This window comes from Acinetobacter haemolyticus CIP 64.3 = MTCC 9819, assembly GCF_000369065.1.
Taxonomy (GTDB): domain Bacteria; phylum Pseudomonadota; class Gammaproteobacteria; order Pseudomonadales; family Moraxellaceae; genus Acinetobacter; species Acinetobacter haemolyticus.
In genome coordinates this window covers 201158-220278 of record NZ_KB849800.1, presented here as the reverse complement: position 1 = coordinate 220278, position 19121 = coordinate 201158, and the positions used below count along the sequence as shown (strand labels likewise).

Here is a 19121-nt window from a genome sequence, read left to right as displayed (position 1 = left end):
TTTGTATAACAACAATCAGAAGTCTTGGTAAGCTTCGGGGAAAGTCTTATATTATTCTACAAAATAATGAATTACTTTTGATTGTTTCGGGGAAATTATGGATATCACAGAATTACTCGCCTTTTCAGTAAAAAATGGTGCATCGGATTTACACCTTTCGGCGGGAATGCCACCTATGATTCGTGTAGATGGTGAGGTTCGCCGAATTAATCTACCAGCTCTAGAGCATAAAGATGTCCATCGTCTTGTTTATGACATCATGAATGATAAGCAACGTCGTGATTTTGAGGAAGATCTTGAAACTGACTTCTCTTTTGAAGTACCCAATATCGCACGTTTCCGTGTCAACGCATTCAACCAAAACCGTGGTGCGGGTGCCGTATTCCGTACTATTCCATCCAAGGTTTTAACCATGGAAGACTTGGGTTTAGGCACAATTTTCAAAGAAATTTGTGATTATCCGCGAGGAATCGTATTGGTCACTGGACCTACAGGTTCTGGTAAATCGACAACTCTCGCAGCAATGATTGATTACATCAATGAAAATCGTTACGACCATATCCTAACGGTTGAAGATCCAATCGAATTTGTACATCAATCAAAAAAATGCCTGATTAACCAACGTGAAGTGCATCGTGATACACATGGTTTTAATGAGGCATTACGTTCTGCACTGCGTGAAGACCCTGACATTATTCTGGTCGGTGAGATGCGTGACTTAGAGACCATTCGCCTTGCACTCACCGCAGCGGAAACAGGTCACCTTGTATTTGGTACACTGCATACCACCTCAGCAGCAAAAACCATTGACCGTGTGATCGACGTATTCCCAGCCGAGGAAAAAGACATGGTTCGTGCCATGCTCTCAGAATCATTACAAGCGGTAATTTCTCAAACCTTATTGAAAAAGAATGGCGGCGGTCGTGTGGCTGCACATGAAATCATGATCGGGATTCCTGCGATCCGTAACCTCGTCCGTGAAAACAAAGTCGCACAAATGTATTCTGCGATCCAAACGGGAGCGAACTATGGCATGACGACTTTAGATCAAAGTCTAAAAAGTCTGGTATCTAAAGGTCTTATTAGTCCACAAACCGCACGTACAGTTGCAAAGCAACCAGAATCATTCCTATAAAAAATATAAAACAGATTAGAGAAAACATATGGATTTTAATGATTTACTCAATTTGATGATTCAACAAAACGCATCTGATTTATTTATCACTGCTGATGTTGAACCATCTATGAAAATTAACGGGCAAATTGTACCTGTTTCTAAAACCAAATTATCTGCTGAAATTGTGGGGCAACTTGTCAATTCAATTATGAGTGACAAGCAACGTAAAGAATTTGCAGATACACGTGAGTGTAACTTCGCAATTACTAACCGTGAAAAAACAGCGCGTTTTCGTGTCAGTGCTTTTCAGCAACGCGATATGCCTGGGATGATTTTACGTAAAATTGAAACTCATATTCCGAGTATGGACGATTTAAAACTGCCTGAAGTACTCAAAGAACTTGCCATGACCAAACGTGGCATTATTATCTTTGTTGGCGCAACAGGTACAGGTAAATCTACTTCCCTCGCTTCAATGATTGGTTATCGTAATCACAATTCCAAAGGACACATTATCACCATCGAAGATCCAATTGAATTTGTGCATCAACATGCGGGGTGTATCGTCACTCAACGTGAAGTCGGGATTGATACTGAATCTTTTGAAGTTGCATTAAAAAATACACTTCGTCAGGCGCCAGATGTTATTTTGATTGGTGAGATTCGTTCACGCGAAACCATGGACTATGCGATCGCCTTTGCTGAAACAGGTCACTTGGTCTTGGCAACGCTTCACGCCAACAATGCCAACCAAGCCCTAGATCGTATTATTCACTTCTTCGAAGCCGATCGTCATAGCCAGTTGTATATGGATCTGTCACTTAATTTAAAGGCATTGGTCGCGCAACAATTGATCCCAACACCTGATGGAAATTCACGTCGTGCTGCGATTGAAATTTTGATCAATACTCCTTTATTGGCTGACTATATTCGTAAAGGTGAAATTCATGAGATTAAAGATCTGATGAAACGCTCTCGTGAATTGGGTATGCAAACCTTTGACCAAGCCCTATTTGACCTCTATAAAGCGGGACAAATCACTTACAAAGATGCATTAAAGCACGCAGACTCACCAAACGACTTGCGTCTCACCATTAAGCTTTCTGAAGAAGGCGCAGATCAACTACTGAATGCGAGCCGTAACATTACCTTTGATGGTCAATAATTAGACATAAAAAAGGAAGGTTTTTGTAACCTTCCTTTTTTTAATTGTTCATGTTTAGTGAACTCATTCATTTTTAACGAAATTAAGCTTATTTTTTACGATAAGCCTCTTGGCATTCACTATCATTACAATAGCCATAAAGATTTAAAGAATGTCCAGTGAGCGTGAAACCGTGCTGATCAGCAACCGCATGCTGCTCTCTTTCGATAATATCATTAGTAAATTCAATCACTTTATTACAGTTCAAGCACACTAAATGATCATGATGATCTTCTTGCATGATCTCAAAAACAGAATGATTATTTTCAAAATGGTGACGCTGAATAATCCCAGCAGCTTCAAATTGTGTTAACACTCGGTAAACCGTTGCTAAACCTACGTCTTCACCTTGTTCAAGCAAAGTTTTATAAATATCTTCTGCACTTAAATGGTGTTGTTTTGAATTTTCTAATAATTCCAAAATCTTAATACGAGGAAGGGTGACTTTAAGTCCAGCTTTGCGTAAGTCTTGATTGGAAATAGGCATGAAAAAAGGTCTCTCAACAAATCTTAAGTTGGAATAGGAAATAGAGTTTAGATGCAGTATGATCTATCCTTGGATCAAATGCATCATCATTTATCAGGATAGTGTAGCAAAATGCAAAAAATCATGCTGACGTTATTCGTCACTTCAGTACTAAGCGGTTGTTCAGTCTTCGGTGTTTATAAAGTTGACATTCCACAAGGAACGCCCTTAACCAAGGCACAAGCAGCACAAGTACAGGTCGGCATGAGCTTTCAGCAAGTCCGTTTCTTGTTAGGCAGTCCAACAATTTCAGACCCTCTGAATCCGCAACGTTGGGACTACATCTACAACTATATCCCAGGCACTTATGCAAAAAAAGCAAAAATTCCTGCTGCGCATGGACAACATCTACAAATTTACTTTGATGCAAACGGTAATGTTGAACGAATCGAAGGTTTAGATACCATCCCAGAATCACAACCTGGTCTACCAGCATCGAAAGAAGCGATCTTAACTGCACCTCCACTATAACGGCTTCACCATAAAATAAAACCCCTCATCGAATCATTCATGAGGGGTTTTATTTATCAGCTTGATTGCTTGAAACGATTGCCTTTTATAAATCGTCCCACGGGATTCTGTGCTGCACGTTTACGCCGAATATCTTTGGGGTTGATCGTTAATGCCCTATAGATTTCTACGCGGTCACCGACTTGTAACAATGTGCTTGTTTCAGCCTTCACGCCAAAAATGCCAAGTTGCAAAGGTTCAGGTAAGACAACTGCATGAGCCAGTTCACTTTTCTCAATTGCATCGATTGCAGTCATTCCATCTGTGAAATCGACTGCAATATGAAATTGCTGCTCTGGTGCCGCATATGCAACCCAAACCTGTCTAAGCTGTTCCATTATATAATTTGCCCAATGACTGCAATCATGGCGATAACAATAGAGATCGGCAATACTAAACGTACTGCTATACGCCATAAATTATAAAATAGCTCATTACTAAATCCCATTGCTTTACGTAGATGGCTGATCTTCATCACCCAACCAGCGAAAACAGCGTAAATCAAACAAATTACTAAGCCCCATAGCATCAACCCAAGATTAAAGAACTGCTGTAATTGTGGCACAAACCAAACGGCAATCGCTGCAATAATGACTGCCCATTGGATGACTAAAGCAAGTTGGCGCTGTGCCAATTGTTCTTTAGCGAGTTGTATCAGCAACGCAGAGGAAACAATAGCTGCCAATACCCAAACTAAAGCAGGGATTTGTGCTTGAACTGAGAAAAATCCAAATGCAATAACTGCTAATAATTGTGCGCTCCAAATAGGTAATACAGCAGTGGTCGCAGCAGATTGTTTCTTCACTTCAGACAAACTACTTTGCCAATACAAGCCCAATCCCAAGCCACTTGCCACTAAAGCAAGAACAGTTGCATTGCCCCACTCTTTGAACTCAACACTCGTCCAATACCATGCTGGTAGCTCAGTCCCCACTACGTTTGCAAGGATAAATGCTGCAACCACACTAAGCGCTGTCAATGCAAGTAACCATTGACGAGGAACAAAAGAAAGGCCAAATGCAATTACAGCCAAAATAGCAAAAATGATTTGGCTAGAAAGCTCCGCTGCAACATGTTGATTGACCACACCACTTGCTGTCGTTAAAACACTACCTGCAAAGAATGGAACAAAAACAACCGCTAACCATCCAACAACACGCCATCGTGGTGAAGCATCTGCGTCACGTGTTAATGCGGAGAGTGCCTGCAATGCAGTTGTTTGTGATCTTTTTGCTAAAGCAATCTCTAAATAACCAATCGGCAATGCTAATAAAAACATTGTTCCTAACCATAACAGCCAAAAATCCAGTTGACGATCAATCTGGATACCCACTGTCGGCGCTAATGTGGTAATCATGACAAAAGATAAGCAAAACGCCATCACTGGAGCAAACCAGCGTGACAGAGTTGTGTCCTGCATAATGCAATCCTTGAAAAATCTTTGAACTCATTGCAGTTCTTTATGGAGCTTACAATGAAATATTCAATCTATTTTGCCTTTCTCAAGCTTGAAAATCAAAACAAAAGATATCGAAAGAAAAAGCAAACCACCTTAACGATGATTTGCTGCGCATGATTTATTATTAGATTTAATTAGCCCCCTTATTTTCACTCATATTGGCCTTATTATTTTTCTCTCATTAAGGGGGCCTTTGTTATTATCTTATTGTTATGAGAAAAAACGCGCAAACCAGTTTTTGCCTTTTTTCTTTTCATTTTCCTTAATAATTCCAAGCATATTTTCCTTTACAGCCCCCACATAATCGGCATCATCATGACGAATATGATTGATTAACCATTTAGATAAAGCCTCATGCAGCTCAGCTTCAATTTCATGCCCCAATTCAAAACGCTCTCGATATACTTCTATCTTTTTGATAAATAAATCATGTACACGTTTATGTGGTACACGATATTTATAATTCGCTTCTTCTTGTAAGCTTTCTTCGAAAGTAAAATGAGACTGCGTATAATCAATAATATTATTGAGAACTTCTTTAATTTTTACGCGATCATTGCAGTGCTTTAACTCATCGATTTGATTAATATAATCAAGGATACGACGATGCTGCTCATCAATGACTTCTATACCTGTATTATAATCCACAGACCATTTCATCCCCATAATCCCCCAAAATCAATGTTATTGATTGAATAAGAACATAATATCGGCAAAAATATAAAATAAAAACAAAGCATTTTTGTCAGATTTCATATATTTTTCAATTAAATAAATTAACCCCTTGTTTTATATTTATTTTAATTTTTTCACCAATTAAAACACTCAAGTATTTTTTAACCAGTTATGTTACATATCTATATAATTTTATTAAAAAAACTAACTAAATTACTCGGTTATAACCGAGTAATAAATATCAAATCACTCAAATAAACGATGATTAATAAAGATCTGCTTTGGTTATTCGTTTTAATGCTGGATTTTCAGCTTCACGGATAAGTCTATCCACACGTGTTAAAGCATATTTAATCGGTTTACCATGCTGAAATAAAATCATTTCACCTGCTTGAAATGCTGTCCATGTTTCATTATGGGTCAACGGTTCAGTGGTAATCACCGCAACTCGATCCTCAGGGGTCGTCACCTCACTAAAATCCACTTCAACATCTAAATCAATCAAATGTGCATTTTGAAAAGGATATTCACGTACCAACCAATGAAGTTTAGTGGTTGCATAACTAAACAATGCCTGTCCGTTGGACAAGCAAAAATTAAAAGTCCCATGTTCAGCAATTTGAGGCGAAATACGCTCTAAGAGCACAAACAAGTCCTCTAAACTTGGCTCAGTATATCCAAAGGTCTCAACCATTTGATCCAATAAATAACAAAACGCAAGTTCACTATCGGTATTTCCTACGGGTTCAAACCGACCACTCAACTGAGGATTAAAATCATACAAATCCCCATTATGAGCAAAAATCCAATGTCTCCCCCATAGCTCACGCAAAAAGGGATGTGAATTTTCTAATGTGATTTTGCCTTGTGTCGCTTTACGAATATGCGCAATCACATTGCGTGATTTTATTGGATAGTTTCGAACCAAGTCGGCTATTGGCGATTCGACTGCCGACTGATTATCTACGAACAAGCGGCATGCTTTATCTTCAAAAAAAGCGATACCGAAGCCATCACTATGATCAGACGTCACCCCAGCTCGCTGAGAAAATCCACGAAATGAAAAAGTGATATCTGTGGGTGTGGCGCAATTCATTCCTAATAGTTGGCACATATCTTTTTAACTTTATAACATCTACACCTATTGTGCATGAGGTATAGATCGCTTGTAAATCTGAATATGTGCTCACTATAGGATTGAGAGCGATATGCACTTATCGTTGCACCATCTTGTTCATAACGAAAGACGTTGCAATCTTATTCACCTCTAAAAATACAAAATAATCTAAGCATTTAAAATGTTCATCATAAAATGCTTCTTTAGAAAGCTTAGATTGCATCCCCAAATAGGTTTGGAACAGTTTCGGCATACGCTCGTCTTGCGGAAAACTAAAATCTGGGCGTTCAGGCTCAAATGCTCGTTTAGAACGGATATCAATTGTTTGATGATCTGCCAGTTGTTGAATTTGACGATGGGTGTAATAGGCACGAGCTGTATTGTCTTCGAGATGGATACTTACACAGCCCATCAAATATTTTGCACGCATCGACCAAAGCACCTTTGGCACCAGATTTAGCCACAAAGTCGATAATGCTTTACCAGAACGAAACTTTGGGTGGACACACGTTCGTCCAATTTCCAAGACACTTGGTAGGTGAGACAAATGAGGAACGATTTCAAATTCTTGAGCACTATAGCTTTGCCCAATCTCATAGCCTTGAAATAGTTTTAGTCGCGTATAAGCAACAATTTCACCCGTCCATTTTTCACGTAATACCGCGTGTTCACAACCAAAATCATAAAGATCTTGATCCAATCCATCTTCAAATGACATGCCAAATTGATGGCTAAATTGTGTTGCTCTAAAACGTTGTACTTCTTGTAATTCTTTTAAATTATCAACCCATTCAAATCGAAATTGATTTTGAGCTGGTTTTTGACGCAATGGTAGAGTCAGTGTATGACGATATTGGTTTAATTTTTCTAGCATAATGAAAGCTCCTTATGACTAGAATTACCTTAAATCGTATTAATGACACTTTAGTGAATGAAAAATGAAGAGATGATGACTTAAATCCGAGAGAAAATTCTCATTAAGTATTCACCATCGTAAAGGCGGCATGAATGCCGCCCATTTGAATACCTTGAAAAATAATAAAATTCTTATAGACAAGATATTTATTCTTACATAAGTGGTTATATAAACCTTTCAGAAATCAATGTTTCGCCCGATTGGTAATCAAAGTCCCGACCCCATGATCTGTAAAGATTTCCAAAAGCGTTGCATGTGGCACACGTCCATCTACAATATGAGCACTCACAACCCCACCTTTGACCGCATCTAACGCACAGCCTACTTTAGGAATCATGCCACCATAAATCACACCTGTTTCAATCAAGCGATCAACTTCTTGTGTGGTTAATCCAGTCAATAAGTTTTTATTTTCATCCAATACCCCTGTGATATTGGTCAATAAAATCAGCTTTTCTGCACTTAGCGCTTCAGCCACCTTGCCCGCAACTAAATCAGCATTGATATTGTAGGTATTTCCCTCTTCATCCACCCCAAGAGGTGCAATCACGGGAATAAAATCACCTTGCGTAAACATTTCTAATACATCTGTTTTTACACCGGTGACTTCACCAACCATCCCTAAATCGATTTGAGAAACTGAGCCATCCGCTTCCTGTTTTTCCATCAACAACTTACGGGCACGCAGTAAATTACCATCTTTACCAGTCAAACCAATCGCACGACCACCATGCTGATTAATCAAGTTTACAATCGATTTATTTACGCTGCCACCTAACACCATTTCAACAACTTCCATCGTTGCTTGGTCAGTCACACGCATTCCATCAATACGATCAGATTCTTGTCCAAGACGCTTTAACAGCGAGTCAACTTGAGGTCCACCACCATGCACGACGATAGGATTTAATCCAACAGTCTTCAACAACACAATGTCACGAGCAAATGAACTTTCCAACTCTGGATCGGTCATGGCATTGCCGCCATATTTAACGACCAACGTTTTACCAGCAAAGCGTTGGATATACGGCAAAGCTTCAATCAAAATTTTTGCTTTATCAATGCCGATATGCTCGTGTGGCATGAATCTCTCCTTCTTAAGACTGTGCGAGTTCTTGTGCAATTTGTGGATATTGATCCTGCAACATAGAAATAAACTTCTGGCGAATTTCAACTAACCGATCTGGATGATCTGCATCAAAACGAACGGTAAAGTATTCACCCGTATTGGATGCTCGAATAATGCCAAAACCATCGTCAAAATCAAGCCTTACCCCATCAATTTTACTTAATCGTGCGGCCAAACGATGACTGATAATCTCAATGTTATTTAAAACTTGTTGCGGTGAAGCATTATGTGTGCTGATGTAAATATCTTCTGTGCAATAACGTTCCGGAAAAGCAGCCAATAACTCAGATAAACATCTTGCCTCAGATTGACCAAAATATTCCATCACGCGCAGTGCTGCGTATAATCCATCATCATAGCCAAAACCACGTCCATCATTAAAGACATAGTGGCCTGCGTATTCTCCACCAAATACAGCATTACCATTCGATTGTGACAAATATGAGCGCAGGAAGCTGCTACCTGTACGGATCATTTTAGCTTGTCCGTTAAGTTGTTCCACCGTATCTGCCACCATCCGCGAACACTTTACATCGAAAACAATTTCTTTATACGGATGCTGCTGCAAACACATCTGGGCAAATAACGACAATAAGCGATCAGGACTAATAATGTGTGCTTGCTCATCAAGTAACACCACACGATCCCCATCACCATCCAATGCAATCCCTAGATCCGCATTTTCAGAAATAATCGCCTGCTGTAATTGTTTTAAATGCTCAGCATGTGATGGATCTGGTGCATGATCAGGAAAGTGTCCATTTGCCTCACAACGCAGCGCAATAACATCACATCCTAACTTCTCTAATACAGACTTCGCGCAACGACCAGCAGAGCCATGTAACCCATCTAAAACAATTTTCAGAGGCTTCGATAGATGAATATCGCTTAGCAAGGCTTGTTGATATTGTAAACAATACTGAGGAATGATCTTATGCAGTTGATCTAAGTTTTGGATTTCGATGATCTGATCAGTGAAGCCTTCGGCGTATAAACCGACTTGTTGTATCGCTTCAGGGCTTGGCGGCTCGCCTTTTAAAATCCATTTAATACCATTGTCAGATTTAGGATTATGACTGGCTGTCACCATAATGCCATTACCTGCATAATCACGTGCAATATAATACATCATCGGTGTTGAACAACAGCCGATATTGATTACTTCCAATCCCTGATGCTCAAATATTTTCTGGATAATATTGGCATAGGTTGGACTAGTTAAACGCGCATCGTACCCTATTACGATTTGCTTTTGGCCAGCTTCGGTATATTGTGCTGCCAAAGCTACAGCAATTGAACGAATAATCGTGGGGGTAAGATTAGTCAGTTTTCCACGGATATCATAAGCACGAAAAATATTCAGAGGAAATTTATGTTTTATGTTCACAATAAGTCCCTATTTTTATATATCAAAATTATTGCAGAAACAAAGTACTATTAAGAAATTCACTAACCCTTGTTGAGAAAAAATAAAATAATTGGTCAGCTGCTTTGTAATACAAAACTACAGAACAATCAATATGAAAAATGCAATGCTTTTGGACAAAGCATTGCATTTTAAGTGATAAGTACGACAAATTACTTTTGGCCTGTATGACCGAAACCACCCGCGCCTCGTTCGGTCGCAACAAATTCATTCACTTGTTCAAATTCAGCCTGTACGACTGGAACCAGTACGTATTGTGCTAAACGTTCACCAGGCTCTAAACGGAAAGTCGTCTGCCCACGATTCCAGACAGATACCATCAGTTCACCTTGATAGTCAGAATCAATTAAACCGACCAAGTTCCCTAAAACAATACCATGCTTATGACCCAAGCCTGAACGCGGTAAAATTAGACCAGCAAAGTTTGGATCTTCAATATAAATTGCCAATCCAGTTTTAACTAAAACCGTTTCTCCCGCAGTAATCTCAATCGCTTCATCCAAACATGCACGTAAATCTAAACCAGCTGAACCATGAGTTGCGTATGCTGGCATTGCCCACTCTTGACCTAAACGCGCATCTAATACTTTAACTTGGACTTTCATTCCATCTTCCTATTTACAATTTTCTAACGTTTCAATAAAGCTTTTAAGTTGGCAAGATACTGCTGTGCTTGCTCTTTTGGATCTACATTCGGAGCAAGTTTCTTTTTACGCCCATGCCATTCCAAATCATCTTGGGGTAATTCATCCAAGAAACGACTTGGCGTCATTTGACGCATTTGACCACCATTTTTACGTTGCTCTGCCAAGGTCAAGGTTAAGCCTTGACGGGCACGGGTAATCCCCACGTACATCAAACGGCGCTCTTCTTCAATAGTTTCTGAAGCAATCGAGTTCTTATGCGGTAGAAGCTCTTCTTCTAAACCGATCATATAAACATATGGAAATTCCAAACCTTTTGCTGCATGGAGCGTTAATAAGTTGACCTTATCCGTATCTTCCTCTTCCTGCTGTTGCTCTAACATATCGAGCAACACCAGTTTGCGAATCACACTCTCGATGTTCTTCTCATCTACGTCATCAGTACGATTAATCAAATTTTGAATACTGGTATAGAGACTTTCGATATTGTCGATTTTGGTTTTTTCTTGTGCAGGGGTTGCCGCCTGCTCACGAACGTAATCAATATAGCCAGCTTCATTGATCATCTGACGAACTTTAGGAACGGGCTCATCATCATCGAGAAGTTCACGGGTGAAAGTTGCAATAAAATCAGCAAACTCGTGTAATTGTGTTGCCGCTTTCTTTGGTAAGACCATCGATAAACGCTGATCTGATGAAGCCGTTAACAACGATAAAGTATTTTCTTGCGCAAATAATCCCAGCTTTTCTAAAGTGACAGGACCAATTGCACGTTTTGGCGTATTAATGATACGTAAAAATGCACTATCGTCCTCAGGGTTAATGATTAAGCGTAAATAGCTCATCACATCTTTAATTTCAGCTCGAGCAAAGAATGACTGACCACCAGACAATTTATATGGGATCTGCATTTGGCGTAGTTGTGTTTCTAATACACGTGCTTGGAAATTACCACGATACAAAATTGCGTAGTCTTTCCAGTTTTTGCCATTCATCAACTTATGCGTGATCAAATCTTTCACAACGCGTTCAGCTTCATCATCATCATTTAAACAAGTGATGACACGAATATTTTCTCCATGCCCTTTGTCACTCCATAACTTTTTATCAAAGATATGAGGGTTGTTTTCGATTACAGCATTCGCCGCTTTTAAAATTCGACTGGTAGAACGATAATTTTGTTCAAGCTTAATCACTTTTAAATTATGGAAGTCATCTTTCAATAACGCCATATTTTCAGGTTTTGCACCTCGCCATGCATAAATAGATTGGTCATCATCACCCACCGCCGTGAACTGCCCCATGACACCGACTAAAAGTTTCACTAAGGTATATTGGGCAGTATTGGTATCTTGATACTCATCAACCAGTAAGTAACGAACACGATTCTGCCATTTATCACGAACTTCGGCATTTTCCTGAAGCAAGCGCGTTGGCATCACGATCAAATCATCGAAATCAACAGCATTGTATGCACGAAGATTACGTTCATATAATTGATACAGATGCGCAAGCTGTACATCTTCTACAGTTTCACAAGTTGAATGTGCTTGCTCTGGCAAGATCAGATCATTTTTCCAATCTGAAATTTTCTTCATGGCCTTCGCAATCAATTCTTTACTTTCTGCACCAGACATATTGTCTCGCTGCATCAAGTCCATCAAAATGCGTTTACAGTCATCTGCATCTAAAATAGAAAAATTAGCTTTAAGTGGTAAGTTTTTTAATTCTAAACGTAATAAATTCAAGCCAAAGGTATGAAAGGTTGAAACTGATAATCCTTTGGCTTCTTCACGCGACAGTAGTTTACCCACACGTTCTTTCATTTCACGTGCAGCTTTATTGGTAAAGGTCATCGCTGTAATTCGATAAGCAGGGATTCCACACTGTTGCACTAAAAAAGCAATTTTGCGTGTAATCACTGAAGTTTTACCCGAACCTGCACCTGCAAGCACCAACAATGGCCCCTGAACATACTTCATGGCTTCAAGTTGTTTGTCATTCAATTGACTGGCAGATGACATCTTGTAATTCCTCTCTCGTTTCCGAGCCTGATTTTCCGAGCACAATTATAGACATCTCTTTTTTATAATCCCAATAATAAATCTTGGGATATGTATAAATTATGATGATTCATCCAATTGAAGCGCCGCAGCTTGTCGTCGGTATTTTTTTCACATAAAAAAACCACCCGAAGGTGGTTTTAAATTAGTCAAAACTAATTACTGTTTTGCATAGATGCTGATTTCAACACGACGGTTTTGTTCACGACCAGCAGCAGTACTGTTGTCTGCGATTGGGTTTGATGAACCATAACCTTGTGCATCAATACGATTTGAAGCAATACCTTTACCAGCTAAGTAGTTCTTAACTGATTGAGCACGTGCTTGTGACAAAGGAATGTTAATTGAGTCATTACCTGTATTGTCTGTATAACCAGTCACCAAAATCGCGCTTTGGTTATCTTCACCTAAAACTTGAGCGACTTTGTTTAAAGTTGCATAGAAGTTAGGCTTGATGTTTGAATTATTTGTATCAAATGTAATGCTACCAGGCATAATCAATTGAACAGAACCATCTGGATTACGACCAACATCTACACCAGTACCCTGCATTTGTTGACGAAGTTTTTTCTCTTTATTGTCAAGATATAAACCGCCAGCACCACCAAGCACCGCACCAATTGCCGCAGCACGGTTATTTTGCTTACTTGTGTTTGCATTTCCTTTAGAAACGCCATAACCTGCAGCAGCACCAATCAATGCGCCTAAAGCAGCTTTATCATATTCTACGCCGCCAATATTATTACCTGTAGTTTGGCAACCAGAAAGAACCAATCCAGCCCCTACGAGTGTTGAAATCATTAATGCACGCATTGCGTAGCTCCTGTCTATGTATTTTGTTGTCTCGGTGAATAATGAATGAAAAAATTACAGCGCACCATTGATATTTTGTTAATAATAAACGGTTTATTTATATTTTTGTAATACTTTGATGCATTTTACTTGCATAAAGCACCACATTTTCTCCATTGTTATTCTCTCGTACTTATTTATAAATGTTATCAAATCGCTTCGATGTAATTGTATAACTTATGATGTATTCATATTTCAGTCTTATCCCCCTGATGGATACTTGCCTAACCCAACTAAACCAAAGAAAGATATAAAAATTGTCACTTCGTCAAATATACGGTTGTATTTCAATTTCTGTTGTTTATAGTTGGAACATCTTCTTTTCAAAAACAGCTGCACTCAAGGTTCGATTTATGTCTACCGCAAATAACAAAGCATCCTTATTGCAAAAAATCGGTAAGGGATTAACTGTTAGTTCTGTCATCACCGGAAGTACGTTTTTGCATGGCCCACCCGTGCTTGCTCTAGGTTTGACTAAATTATTTAAAAAATCAGCAAAAGTAGATGAAACCAATATCCAACTTGCCAATAGCTGGATTGGTATAAACAATCAACTCATTGAGCGTGTACTACCGAACCTAAAGTGGGACATCAGTATCGATGAAAAGCTTGATCTTAACCTACAAGGTCGTTATTTGATGATGTGTAATCATCAAAGTTGGGTAGATACCACTGTAAATCAGTATTTTGGTTTAAATCGTATGCCACTTACACGTTTTTTTACCAAGTGGGAGCTGATTTTTATTCCTTTCGTCGGTCAGGCCTTTAAAATTCTAGGCTTCCCGATGATGAAACGTCACACCAAAGAACAAATCGCAAAAAATCCTGAACTTAAATCGAGAGATATGCTTGAGGCGCGTAAGGCGTGTGAACAACTGTTAAGTCAACCATTTACTTTGCTCAACTATTTAGAAGGTACACGTTTTACACCTGAAAAACATGCTCAACAGCAGTCACCTTATAAAAATCTTCTGAAACCTAAAGCAGGTGGTTTAGCGTTAGCGTTAAATATTTTAGGTGATAAAATTGATGCCTTTGTTGATATGACCATTGTTTATCCTGATGGCGCACCAGAATATAGTGATTTTTGGTTAGGTGGTGTTTCCCAAATTGCGGTAGATATCCGAAAAATTGAGATCCCCGACTGGGTACTTGGTGGGGATTATGAAGATGATCCTCAATACCGTGAACGCTTCCAAAAATGGGTTGATCAAATCTGGACTGAAAAAGATCAACTGATTAGTGAAATAAAAGCAAAATACGCCACAGCTCCACAGGTAGAGTAACAAGATGGTTCAGCAGAATACGAAACCCAAGTCTAAATACCACCGTGTCGATCAAAATAGTTGGGCTTTTCGTCTTTTTTTGATCTATGACATCTTTATGGTGTTTATTATTGTGTTCAATTTATTCTGCTTAGGTATGAACCTGTTTCTGATGAGTTCATTGGGAGAGTGGTTATTTCAACAAATCCACCTTCCCAATGTTCTTGAATTCTACCGAAGCTATCTGCACCCTTGGGTGATTACCACCGAAGCATGGTTTATTATTTTCCTCATCGCTGAATTAGTGGTTCGCTGGATTGTTGCTATTATCTATAAACATCATGCACGCTGGTGGTGGTTTCCATTCATACATTTTTATGAAATCTTGGCGATTATTCCATTTCTACGTTTTTTACGATTATTTCGTGCAGGAATTATTGCCTATCGTTTATATGAAATGGGTTATCAAGTCATTCCAGAAAAAATACAGCGTACACTTTTATTTTACTATCGTGTCGTCATGGAGGAGCTATCTGACCGAGTGGTACTGACCGTTCTTGATGGTGTAAAACATGAGTTAAAAACCAATAACAGTCATCAAAACACCATTCACAACCTCGTCGATCATCACCGACAGCTCTTTGTCACCACCCTTTCTTCTTTACTACAAGAGTCACTTGCAACTGCACTACAACAGCAGCAACCCGTGATTACAAAGAAAGTAGGCGAAATTGTGAATCAAGCCATTGAAGATACGCCAGAGTTGACACAGTTGTTGAGACTAATCCCAATCGTTGGTGGACGTATAGAGCAACAAATCCAAAGTATTGGACAGCGTTTGGGCGAAAACATCAGTGCTGGCTTAATTGAACCTTTCACTGCGGGTTCACCACAACAACCCAATGAAAATTTCCAACTGATTGCTAAAAAGGTCAGTGAGATCAATATTGATAACCAACATTTAGAAGAGCTAGTCAAATCAGTGGTTTTTGAAAGTATTGATGCAATACAAAAACAAGTTCAAGTAAAACAATGGCAGGAAATACTCTCTGAAAATGATCAATTGCACAAAAAAGCGGAATGATTACAAGAAAATTTACTAATCACGCTAGAGAATTGATGTAATTTGTTCTAGCATTTGCTTTTATTTATAACACACTAGAGTGCTTAAAAGCCCTGAAGGATACATTATGGCTGATATACGGATTACGGGCAGAATGGTGAATTTTAGTCGATTGGTATTCGACACAAATGACCACAATGCGATCCGACAGCAATTAACAAGCACATTAAATGAAGGTTCCTATTTAGGAACTTTGGTCATTATAGACAGCACCGTTGAGCAAGAGCTGATTGCACTCATTCAACTCCTGATTGATCTTGGCTTACAACCTATGGCGGTCATTGACGGAGTTTTAGGTGATGAAGCACGCGCCATTCAATTCCCTGTTTTACCTGCTGACCAGCCTTTACAGCGTATCAAAGCATCGAAAGAGCAAGTCATTGCTCATCAAGCCAAAGATGTTCCAGATAACGCTGCAATACAAACACCACAAAAAAATACAGCTAGCGCGCAAATCACCTCTTATCATGATGAGATTTTGCGTACTGGACAATGTTTAGTACAAGATCAAGGCGATATTATATTAAATGCAGGCATGAACAGTGGTTCAGAAGTGATTGCGTCTGGAAATATTCACATCTATGGTAATGCTCGTGGTAGAGTCATTGCTGGTGCAGGTGGACATACGTCAGCACGCATTTTTTGCAATTCGCTTGAAGCAGAATTGGTTTCTATTGCAGGGACCTATTGTGTGGCAGATGATATTCCTAAAGATATGATTCGAAAGCCAGTACATATTTATTTAAATAACAAGCAAGAGCTTGAATTCGAAGCCTTGCAGTTTTAATTTATAAACACCAAAAAAGCCCTTTCAGGGGTGTATGACCATAAATAGGAGTGGATTCGGTGGCCAAAATTGTTGTCGTAACGTCAGGCAAAGGTGGTGTAGGTAAAACTACAACAAGCGCATCTTTTGCAACAGGTTTAGCCCTACGTGGTCATAAAACTGTTGTGATTGATTTTGATGTAGGTCTACGTAATCTTGATTTGATCATGGGCTGCGAACGCCGTGTAGTTTATGATTTTGTAAATGTCATTAATAATGAAGCTCGCTTGCAACAAGCACTCATCCGTGACAAAGAAATTGAAAACTTATACATTCTGCCAGCTTCACAAACACGTGATAAAGATGCTTTAAGTGATGAAGGTGTCGCACGTGTCATTGATGAACTATCGCAAGAGTTTGATTACATCATCTGTGACTCACCTGCTGGTATTGAGCGTGGTGCAATTTTAGCCATGTATCATGCAGATGAGGCGATCATCGTAACCAACCCTGAGATTTCATCGGTTCGTGACTCAGATCGTATTATTGGTATGCTAGATAGCAAAACCAAAAAAGTTGAACAAAATGAAGGGCGAATCCGTAAGCATTTATGTATTACACGCTTTAACCCTGAACGTGCCGATCGACAAGAAATGTTGACAATTGATGACATTTCCAAAGATATCCTACGTGTACCAACATTAGGTGTCATTCCAGAATGCCCAAGCGTACTTCAAGCATCAAATGAAGGTAAACCTGTTATTCTTTATTCAGAAGAAAAAGCGGGTCAAGCGTATGATGATTTAGTCGCGCGTTTCCTCGGTGAAGAACGTCCTTATCGACACATTGAAGTACAGCCAAAAGGTTGGTTAGCTAGACTATTTGGAGCGTAATGATGGCAGGATTCTGGAGTAAATTATTTAGTAGTGATGAAAAACCATCAAGTGCACAAACTGCTAAAGACCGTTTAAAGGTGATCGTTGCATCTGAACAAGGTTTAGGTCGTCGTTTAAGCCAAGACAAAATCGACCAAATGAAAAAAGAAATCATGCAAGTCGTTAGTCGCTATGTTCGTGGTGTAGATGAGCAACATATTCAAATGCAAGTCCGCTCAGAAGCAAACATCGAAATGTTAGAAATGAATATCAATTTACCTGAAGATCGATAGAAGTTTTTTCATTAGCGATTTTTTGTAAATAAAGGCAAAATACCTTGCAGCTGAGCAAAGCGTTGCTTTGCAAATCCAGCCTCGTATTTTGCCTTTATTATTTTAAAACTGAGGAGATTGATATGGCATTATCACAGCCAGCAACTTTCAATGAAGAATGGTCAGATGAGCGTGTTTTTGCCTACCTTAACCAACTTCCTCCAACGGGTGTAAATGCTGACTTTCATGTGCTTTATCATGCATTCAAACATATGCGTCCAAATGATTATGAGCGTTTGATTGTCAAGTTTTTAGCTGATGGTCGTGATTTGAACGCCACCAATCCTGAAGGACAACGCATTCATGATGTGATTGCACAATTTCCTCGCCAAAAAGATGGTTTCCTAGAAGTTTTAGCGAAATTTGCTTAAAAAAAATGCCTGCATCATGCAGGCATTTTTTATTGGAACTATCGACTTCCAATCAAGTAGACACCCAACAGCGTGAAAATGCCACCTGAAACACCATCAATCCATTTGGCAAAGTTTTGATAAGCAGTGCGAAATGCAGGTAATGAGAAAACAAAAGCAACCAGCGTAAACCACAATGCTGTCTCAACTGAAACAATGATAAAAAGCAGAGAATGATGTTGATCAAATAAGGGATTAGTTAAAAATAAAGAAAATACACTACCGAAATAAATAATGGCTTTCGGATTTGAAAGATTAGTCAACAAACCTTTCATAAAAAACAAATATGGGGATTGTGGTAGGGTAATTGGATTTATTGTTTGATTATTTTTAGAAAAAGCAGAACGTAGCATCTGATAACCAAGCCAGCACAGATATAAACCACCTGCGATTAAAAGACCTTGTTTCAGCCAAGCCATTTTTTCAAAGATAATATTGAGCCCCATCAAAGCAAGAAGCGACCAGAGCATTGCGCCGATACAAATACCCAATACCACCAGCACCGCCTCTTTTCGAGAACGGCTAATTGCAGTTTGCGAAACCAAAAAGAAATCTGGCCCTGGCGTAATTAATGCACAAAAATGAATAAAAATTAGTGTACTCAATGCAACTAACACGGCTCACCTCAAAGTTGAGATTTTAAAGGCCAAGCTTAAATAAAAAATGTGATTTTTACCATATAAAAATAAACAAATATAAAAAAGAAAGCCTC

21 protein-coding genes are annotated in these 19121 nt (G+C 39.0%); 9 read left to right on the top strand and 12 right to left on the bottom strand.

The window, feature by feature from the left end; all coding sequences use genetic code 11:
* The first annotated feature begins 97 nt into the window (after positions 1–97).
* Both F927_RS03785 and F927_RS03780 read left to right on the top strand, forming a co-directional pair.
* Positions 98–1135, top strand: a complete 1038-nt coding sequence (locus tag F927_RS03785) for a type IV pilus twitching motility protein PilT (protein WP_004638216.1) — start codon at positions 98–100, stop codon at positions 1133–1135.
* A 28-nt stretch (positions 1136–1163) separates the two neighbouring features.
* Positions 1164–2282, top strand: coding sequence for a PilT/PilU family type 4a pilus ATPase (locus tag F927_RS03780; protein WP_005081584.1), 1119 nt, complete (start codon positions 1164–1166; stop codon positions 2280–2282).
* An 88-nt stretch (positions 2283–2370) separates the two neighbouring features.
* Here the strand turns inward: F927_RS03780 and fur are convergent, their stop codons facing one another.
* Positions 2371–2808, bottom strand: coding sequence for a ferric iron uptake transcriptional regulator (fur, locus tag F927_RS03775; protein ID WP_004638213.1), 438 nt, complete (start codon positions 2806–2808; stop codon positions 2371–2373).
* A 111-nt stretch (positions 2809–2919) separates the two neighbouring features.
* On the opposite strand from fur, the gene F927_RS03770 reads away from it, so the two are divergent.
* Positions 2920–3318, top strand: a complete 399-nt coding sequence (locus F927_RS03770) for an outer membrane protein assembly factor BamE (protein WP_004638212.1) — start codon at positions 2920–2922, stop codon at positions 3316–3318.
* A gap of 56 nt (positions 3319–3374) precedes the next feature.
* Here the strand turns inward: F927_RS03770 and F927_RS03765 are convergent, their stop codons facing one another.
* The 10 genes from F927_RS03765 to F927_RS03720 form a co-directional block, all read right to left on the bottom strand.
* Complete coding sequence (locus F927_RS03765; RefSeq protein WP_004638211.1) at positions 3375–3695, bottom strand: RnfH family protein; 321 nt, start codon at positions 3693–3695, stop codon at positions 3375–3377.
* The gene (locus F927_RS03760; protein ID WP_005081581.1) at positions 3695–4777 is read right to left on the bottom strand and encodes a hypothetical protein; all 1083 of its coding nucleotides are present in this window, start codon (positions 4775–4777) and stop codon (positions 3695–3697) included. Before F927_RS03760 ends, F927_RS03765 begins: the two co-directional genes overlap by 1 nt.
* Positions 4778–5026: 249 nt before the next feature.
* Complete coding sequence (locus F927_RS03755) at positions 5027–5482, bottom strand: bacteriohemerythrin (RefSeq protein WP_008940857.1); 456 nt, start codon at positions 5480–5482, stop codon at positions 5027–5029.
* Positions 5483–5756: 274 nt separating this feature from the next.
* The gene (locus F927_RS03750; RefSeq protein WP_017394607.1) at positions 5757–6605 is read right to left on the bottom strand and encodes a class II glutamine amidotransferase; all 849 of its coding nucleotides are present in this window, start codon (positions 6603–6605) and stop codon (positions 5757–5759) included.
* A 100-nt stretch (positions 6606–6705) separates the two neighbouring features.
* Entirely contained in the window at positions 6706–7482 is a 777-nt protein-coding gene (locus F927_RS03745) for a GNAT family N-acetyltransferase (RefSeq protein ID WP_005081577.1), read from the bottom strand.
* 226 nt (positions 7483–7708) lie between these two features.
* Positions 7709–8608, bottom strand: a complete 900-nt coding sequence (gene argB, locus F927_RS03740; protein ID WP_004638205.1) for an acetylglutamate kinase — start codon at positions 8606–8608, stop codon at positions 7709–7711.
* 13 nt (positions 8609–8621) lie between these two features.
* Entirely contained in the window at positions 8622–10040 is a 1419-nt protein-coding gene (locus F927_RS03735; RefSeq protein WP_005081576.1) for a phosphomannomutase/phosphoglucomutase, read from the bottom strand.
* Between the two features lie 191 nt (positions 10041–10231).
* Positions 10232–10684 (bottom strand): dUTP diphosphatase, encoded by a 453-nt coding sequence (gene dut, locus F927_RS03730; RefSeq protein WP_005081573.1) that lies wholly within the window; start codon positions 10682–10684, stop codon positions 10232–10234.
* A 23-nt stretch (positions 10685–10707) separates the two neighbouring features.
* The gene (gene rep, locus F927_RS03725) at positions 10708–12747 is read right to left on the bottom strand and encodes a DNA helicase Rep (RefSeq protein WP_004638202.1); all 2040 of its coding nucleotides are present in this window, start codon (positions 12745–12747) and stop codon (positions 10708–10710) included.
* 198 nt (positions 12748–12945) lie between these two features.
* Positions 12946–13599, bottom strand: coding sequence for a YiaD family glycine zipper/OmpA-like lipoprotein (locus F927_RS03720; RefSeq protein WP_005081572.1), 654 nt, complete (start codon positions 13597–13599; stop codon positions 12946–12948).
* A gap of 392 nt (positions 13600–13991) precedes the next feature.
* Here F927_RS03720 and F927_RS03715 point away from each other — a divergent pair, with 392 nt between their 5' ends.
* From F927_RS03715 to F927_RS03690, 6 genes are all read left to right on the top strand, one after another.
* Entirely contained in the window at positions 13992–14924 is a 933-nt protein-coding gene (locus tag F927_RS03715; RefSeq protein WP_005081568.1) for an acyltransferase, read from the top strand.
* Between the two features lie 4 nt (positions 14925–14928).
* Entirely contained in the window at positions 14929–15987 is a 1059-nt protein-coding gene (locus F927_RS03710) for a hypothetical protein (protein ID WP_005081565.1), read from the top strand.
* A 106-nt stretch (positions 15988–16093) separates the two neighbouring features.
* Positions 16094–16813: a septum site-determining protein MinC gene (gene minC, locus F927_RS03705; RefSeq protein ID WP_005081563.1), complete on the top strand. Its 720-nt coding sequence runs from the start codon at positions 16094–16096 to the stop codon at positions 16811–16813.
* A gap of 59 nt (positions 16814–16872) precedes the next feature.
* The gene (gene minD / locus F927_RS03700; RefSeq protein WP_005081560.1) at positions 16873–17685 is read left to right on the top strand and encodes a septum site-determining protein MinD; all 813 of its coding nucleotides are present in this window, start codon (positions 16873–16875) and stop codon (positions 17683–17685) included.
* Positions 17686–17687: 2 nt separating this feature from the next.
* Entirely contained in the window at positions 17688–17960 is a 273-nt protein-coding gene (gene minE / locus F927_RS03695) for a cell division topological specificity factor MinE (RefSeq protein WP_004663449.1), read from the top strand.
* 122 nt (positions 17961–18082) lie between these two features.
* Entirely contained in the window at positions 18083–18370 is a 288-nt protein-coding gene (locus F927_RS03690) for a PA4642 family protein (protein ID WP_004638195.1), read from the top strand.
* A 38-nt stretch (positions 18371–18408) separates the two neighbouring features.
* Here the strand turns inward: F927_RS03690 and rhtC are convergent, their stop codons facing one another.
* Positions 18409–19026 carry a threonine export protein RhtC gene (gene rhtC / locus F927_RS03685; protein WP_005081559.1) on the bottom strand — a complete coding sequence of 206 codons (618 nt, stop codon included), beginning with the start codon at positions 19024–19026 and terminating at the stop codon, positions 18409–18411.
* Between the last annotated feature and the right edge of the window lie 95 nt (positions 19027–19121).

What these genes read in the sequence shown, in the direction of transcription:
- F927_RS03780 (WP_005081584.1), top strand. Translation starts at nt 1,164, where the DNA reads ATGGATTTTAATGATTTACTCAATTTGATGATTCAACAAAACGCATCT.
- F927_RS03690 (WP_004638195.1), top strand. Translation starts at nt 18,083, where the DNA reads ATGGCATTATCACAGCCAGCAACTTTCAATGAAGAATGGTCAGATGAG.
- F927_RS03750 (WP_017394607.1), bottom strand. Translation starts at nt 6,605, where the DNA reads ATGTGCCAACTATTAGGAATGAATTGCGCCACACCCACAGATATCACT.
- F927_RS03745 (WP_005081577.1), bottom strand. Translation starts at nt 7,482, where the DNA reads ATGCTAGAAAAATTAAACCAATATCGTCATACACTGACTCTACCATTG.
- F927_RS03770 (WP_004638212.1), top strand. Translation starts at nt 2,920, where the DNA reads ATGCAAAAAATCATGCTGACGTTATTCGTCACTTCAGTACTAAGCGGT.
- argB (WP_004638205.1), bottom strand. Translation starts at nt 8,608, where the DNA reads ATGCCACACGAGCATATCGGCATTGATAAAGCAAAAATTTTGATTGAA.
- minC (WP_005081563.1), top strand. Translation starts at nt 16,094, where the DNA reads ATGGCTGATATACGGATTACGGGCAGAATGGTGAATTTTAGTCGATTG.
- rep (WP_004638202.1), bottom strand. Translation starts at nt 12,747, where the DNA reads ATGTCATCTGCCAGTCAATTGAATGACAAACAACTTGAAGCCATGAAG.
- F927_RS03765 (WP_004638211.1), bottom strand. Translation starts at nt 3,695, where the DNA reads ATGGAACAGCTTAGACAGGTTTGGGTTGCATATGCGGCACCAGAGCAG.
- F927_RS03715 (WP_005081568.1), top strand. Translation starts at nt 13,992, where the DNA reads ATGTCTACCGCAAATAACAAAGCATCCTTATTGCAAAAAATCGGTAAG.
- F927_RS03760 (WP_005081581.1), bottom strand. Translation starts at nt 4,777, where the DNA reads ATGCAGGACACAACTCTGTCACGCTGGTTTGCTCCAGTGATGGCGTTT.
- F927_RS03785 (WP_004638216.1), top strand. Translation starts at nt 98, where the DNA reads ATGGATATCACAGAATTACTCGCCTTTTCAGTAAAAAATGGTGCATCG.
- dut (WP_005081573.1), bottom strand. Translation starts at nt 10,684, where the DNA reads ATGAAAGTCCAAGTTAAAGTATTAGATGCGCGTTTAGGTCAAGAGTGG.
- fur (WP_004638213.1), bottom strand. Translation starts at nt 2,808, where the DNA reads ATGCCTATTTCCAATCAAGACTTACGCAAAGCTGGACTTAAAGTCACC.
- minE (WP_004663449.1), top strand. Translation starts at nt 17,688, where the DNA reads ATGGCAGGATTCTGGAGTAAATTATTTAGTAGTGATGAAAAACCATCA.
- F927_RS03755 (WP_008940857.1), bottom strand. Translation starts at nt 5,482, where the DNA reads ATGGGGATGAAATGGTCTGTGGATTATAATACAGGTATAGAAGTCATT.
- F927_RS03720 (WP_005081572.1), bottom strand. Translation starts at nt 13,599, where the DNA reads ATGCGTGCATTAATGATTTCAACACTCGTAGGGGCTGGATTGGTTCTT.
- F927_RS03710 (WP_005081565.1), top strand. Translation starts at nt 14,929, where the DNA reads ATGGTTCAGCAGAATACGAAACCCAAGTCTAAATACCACCGTGTCGAT.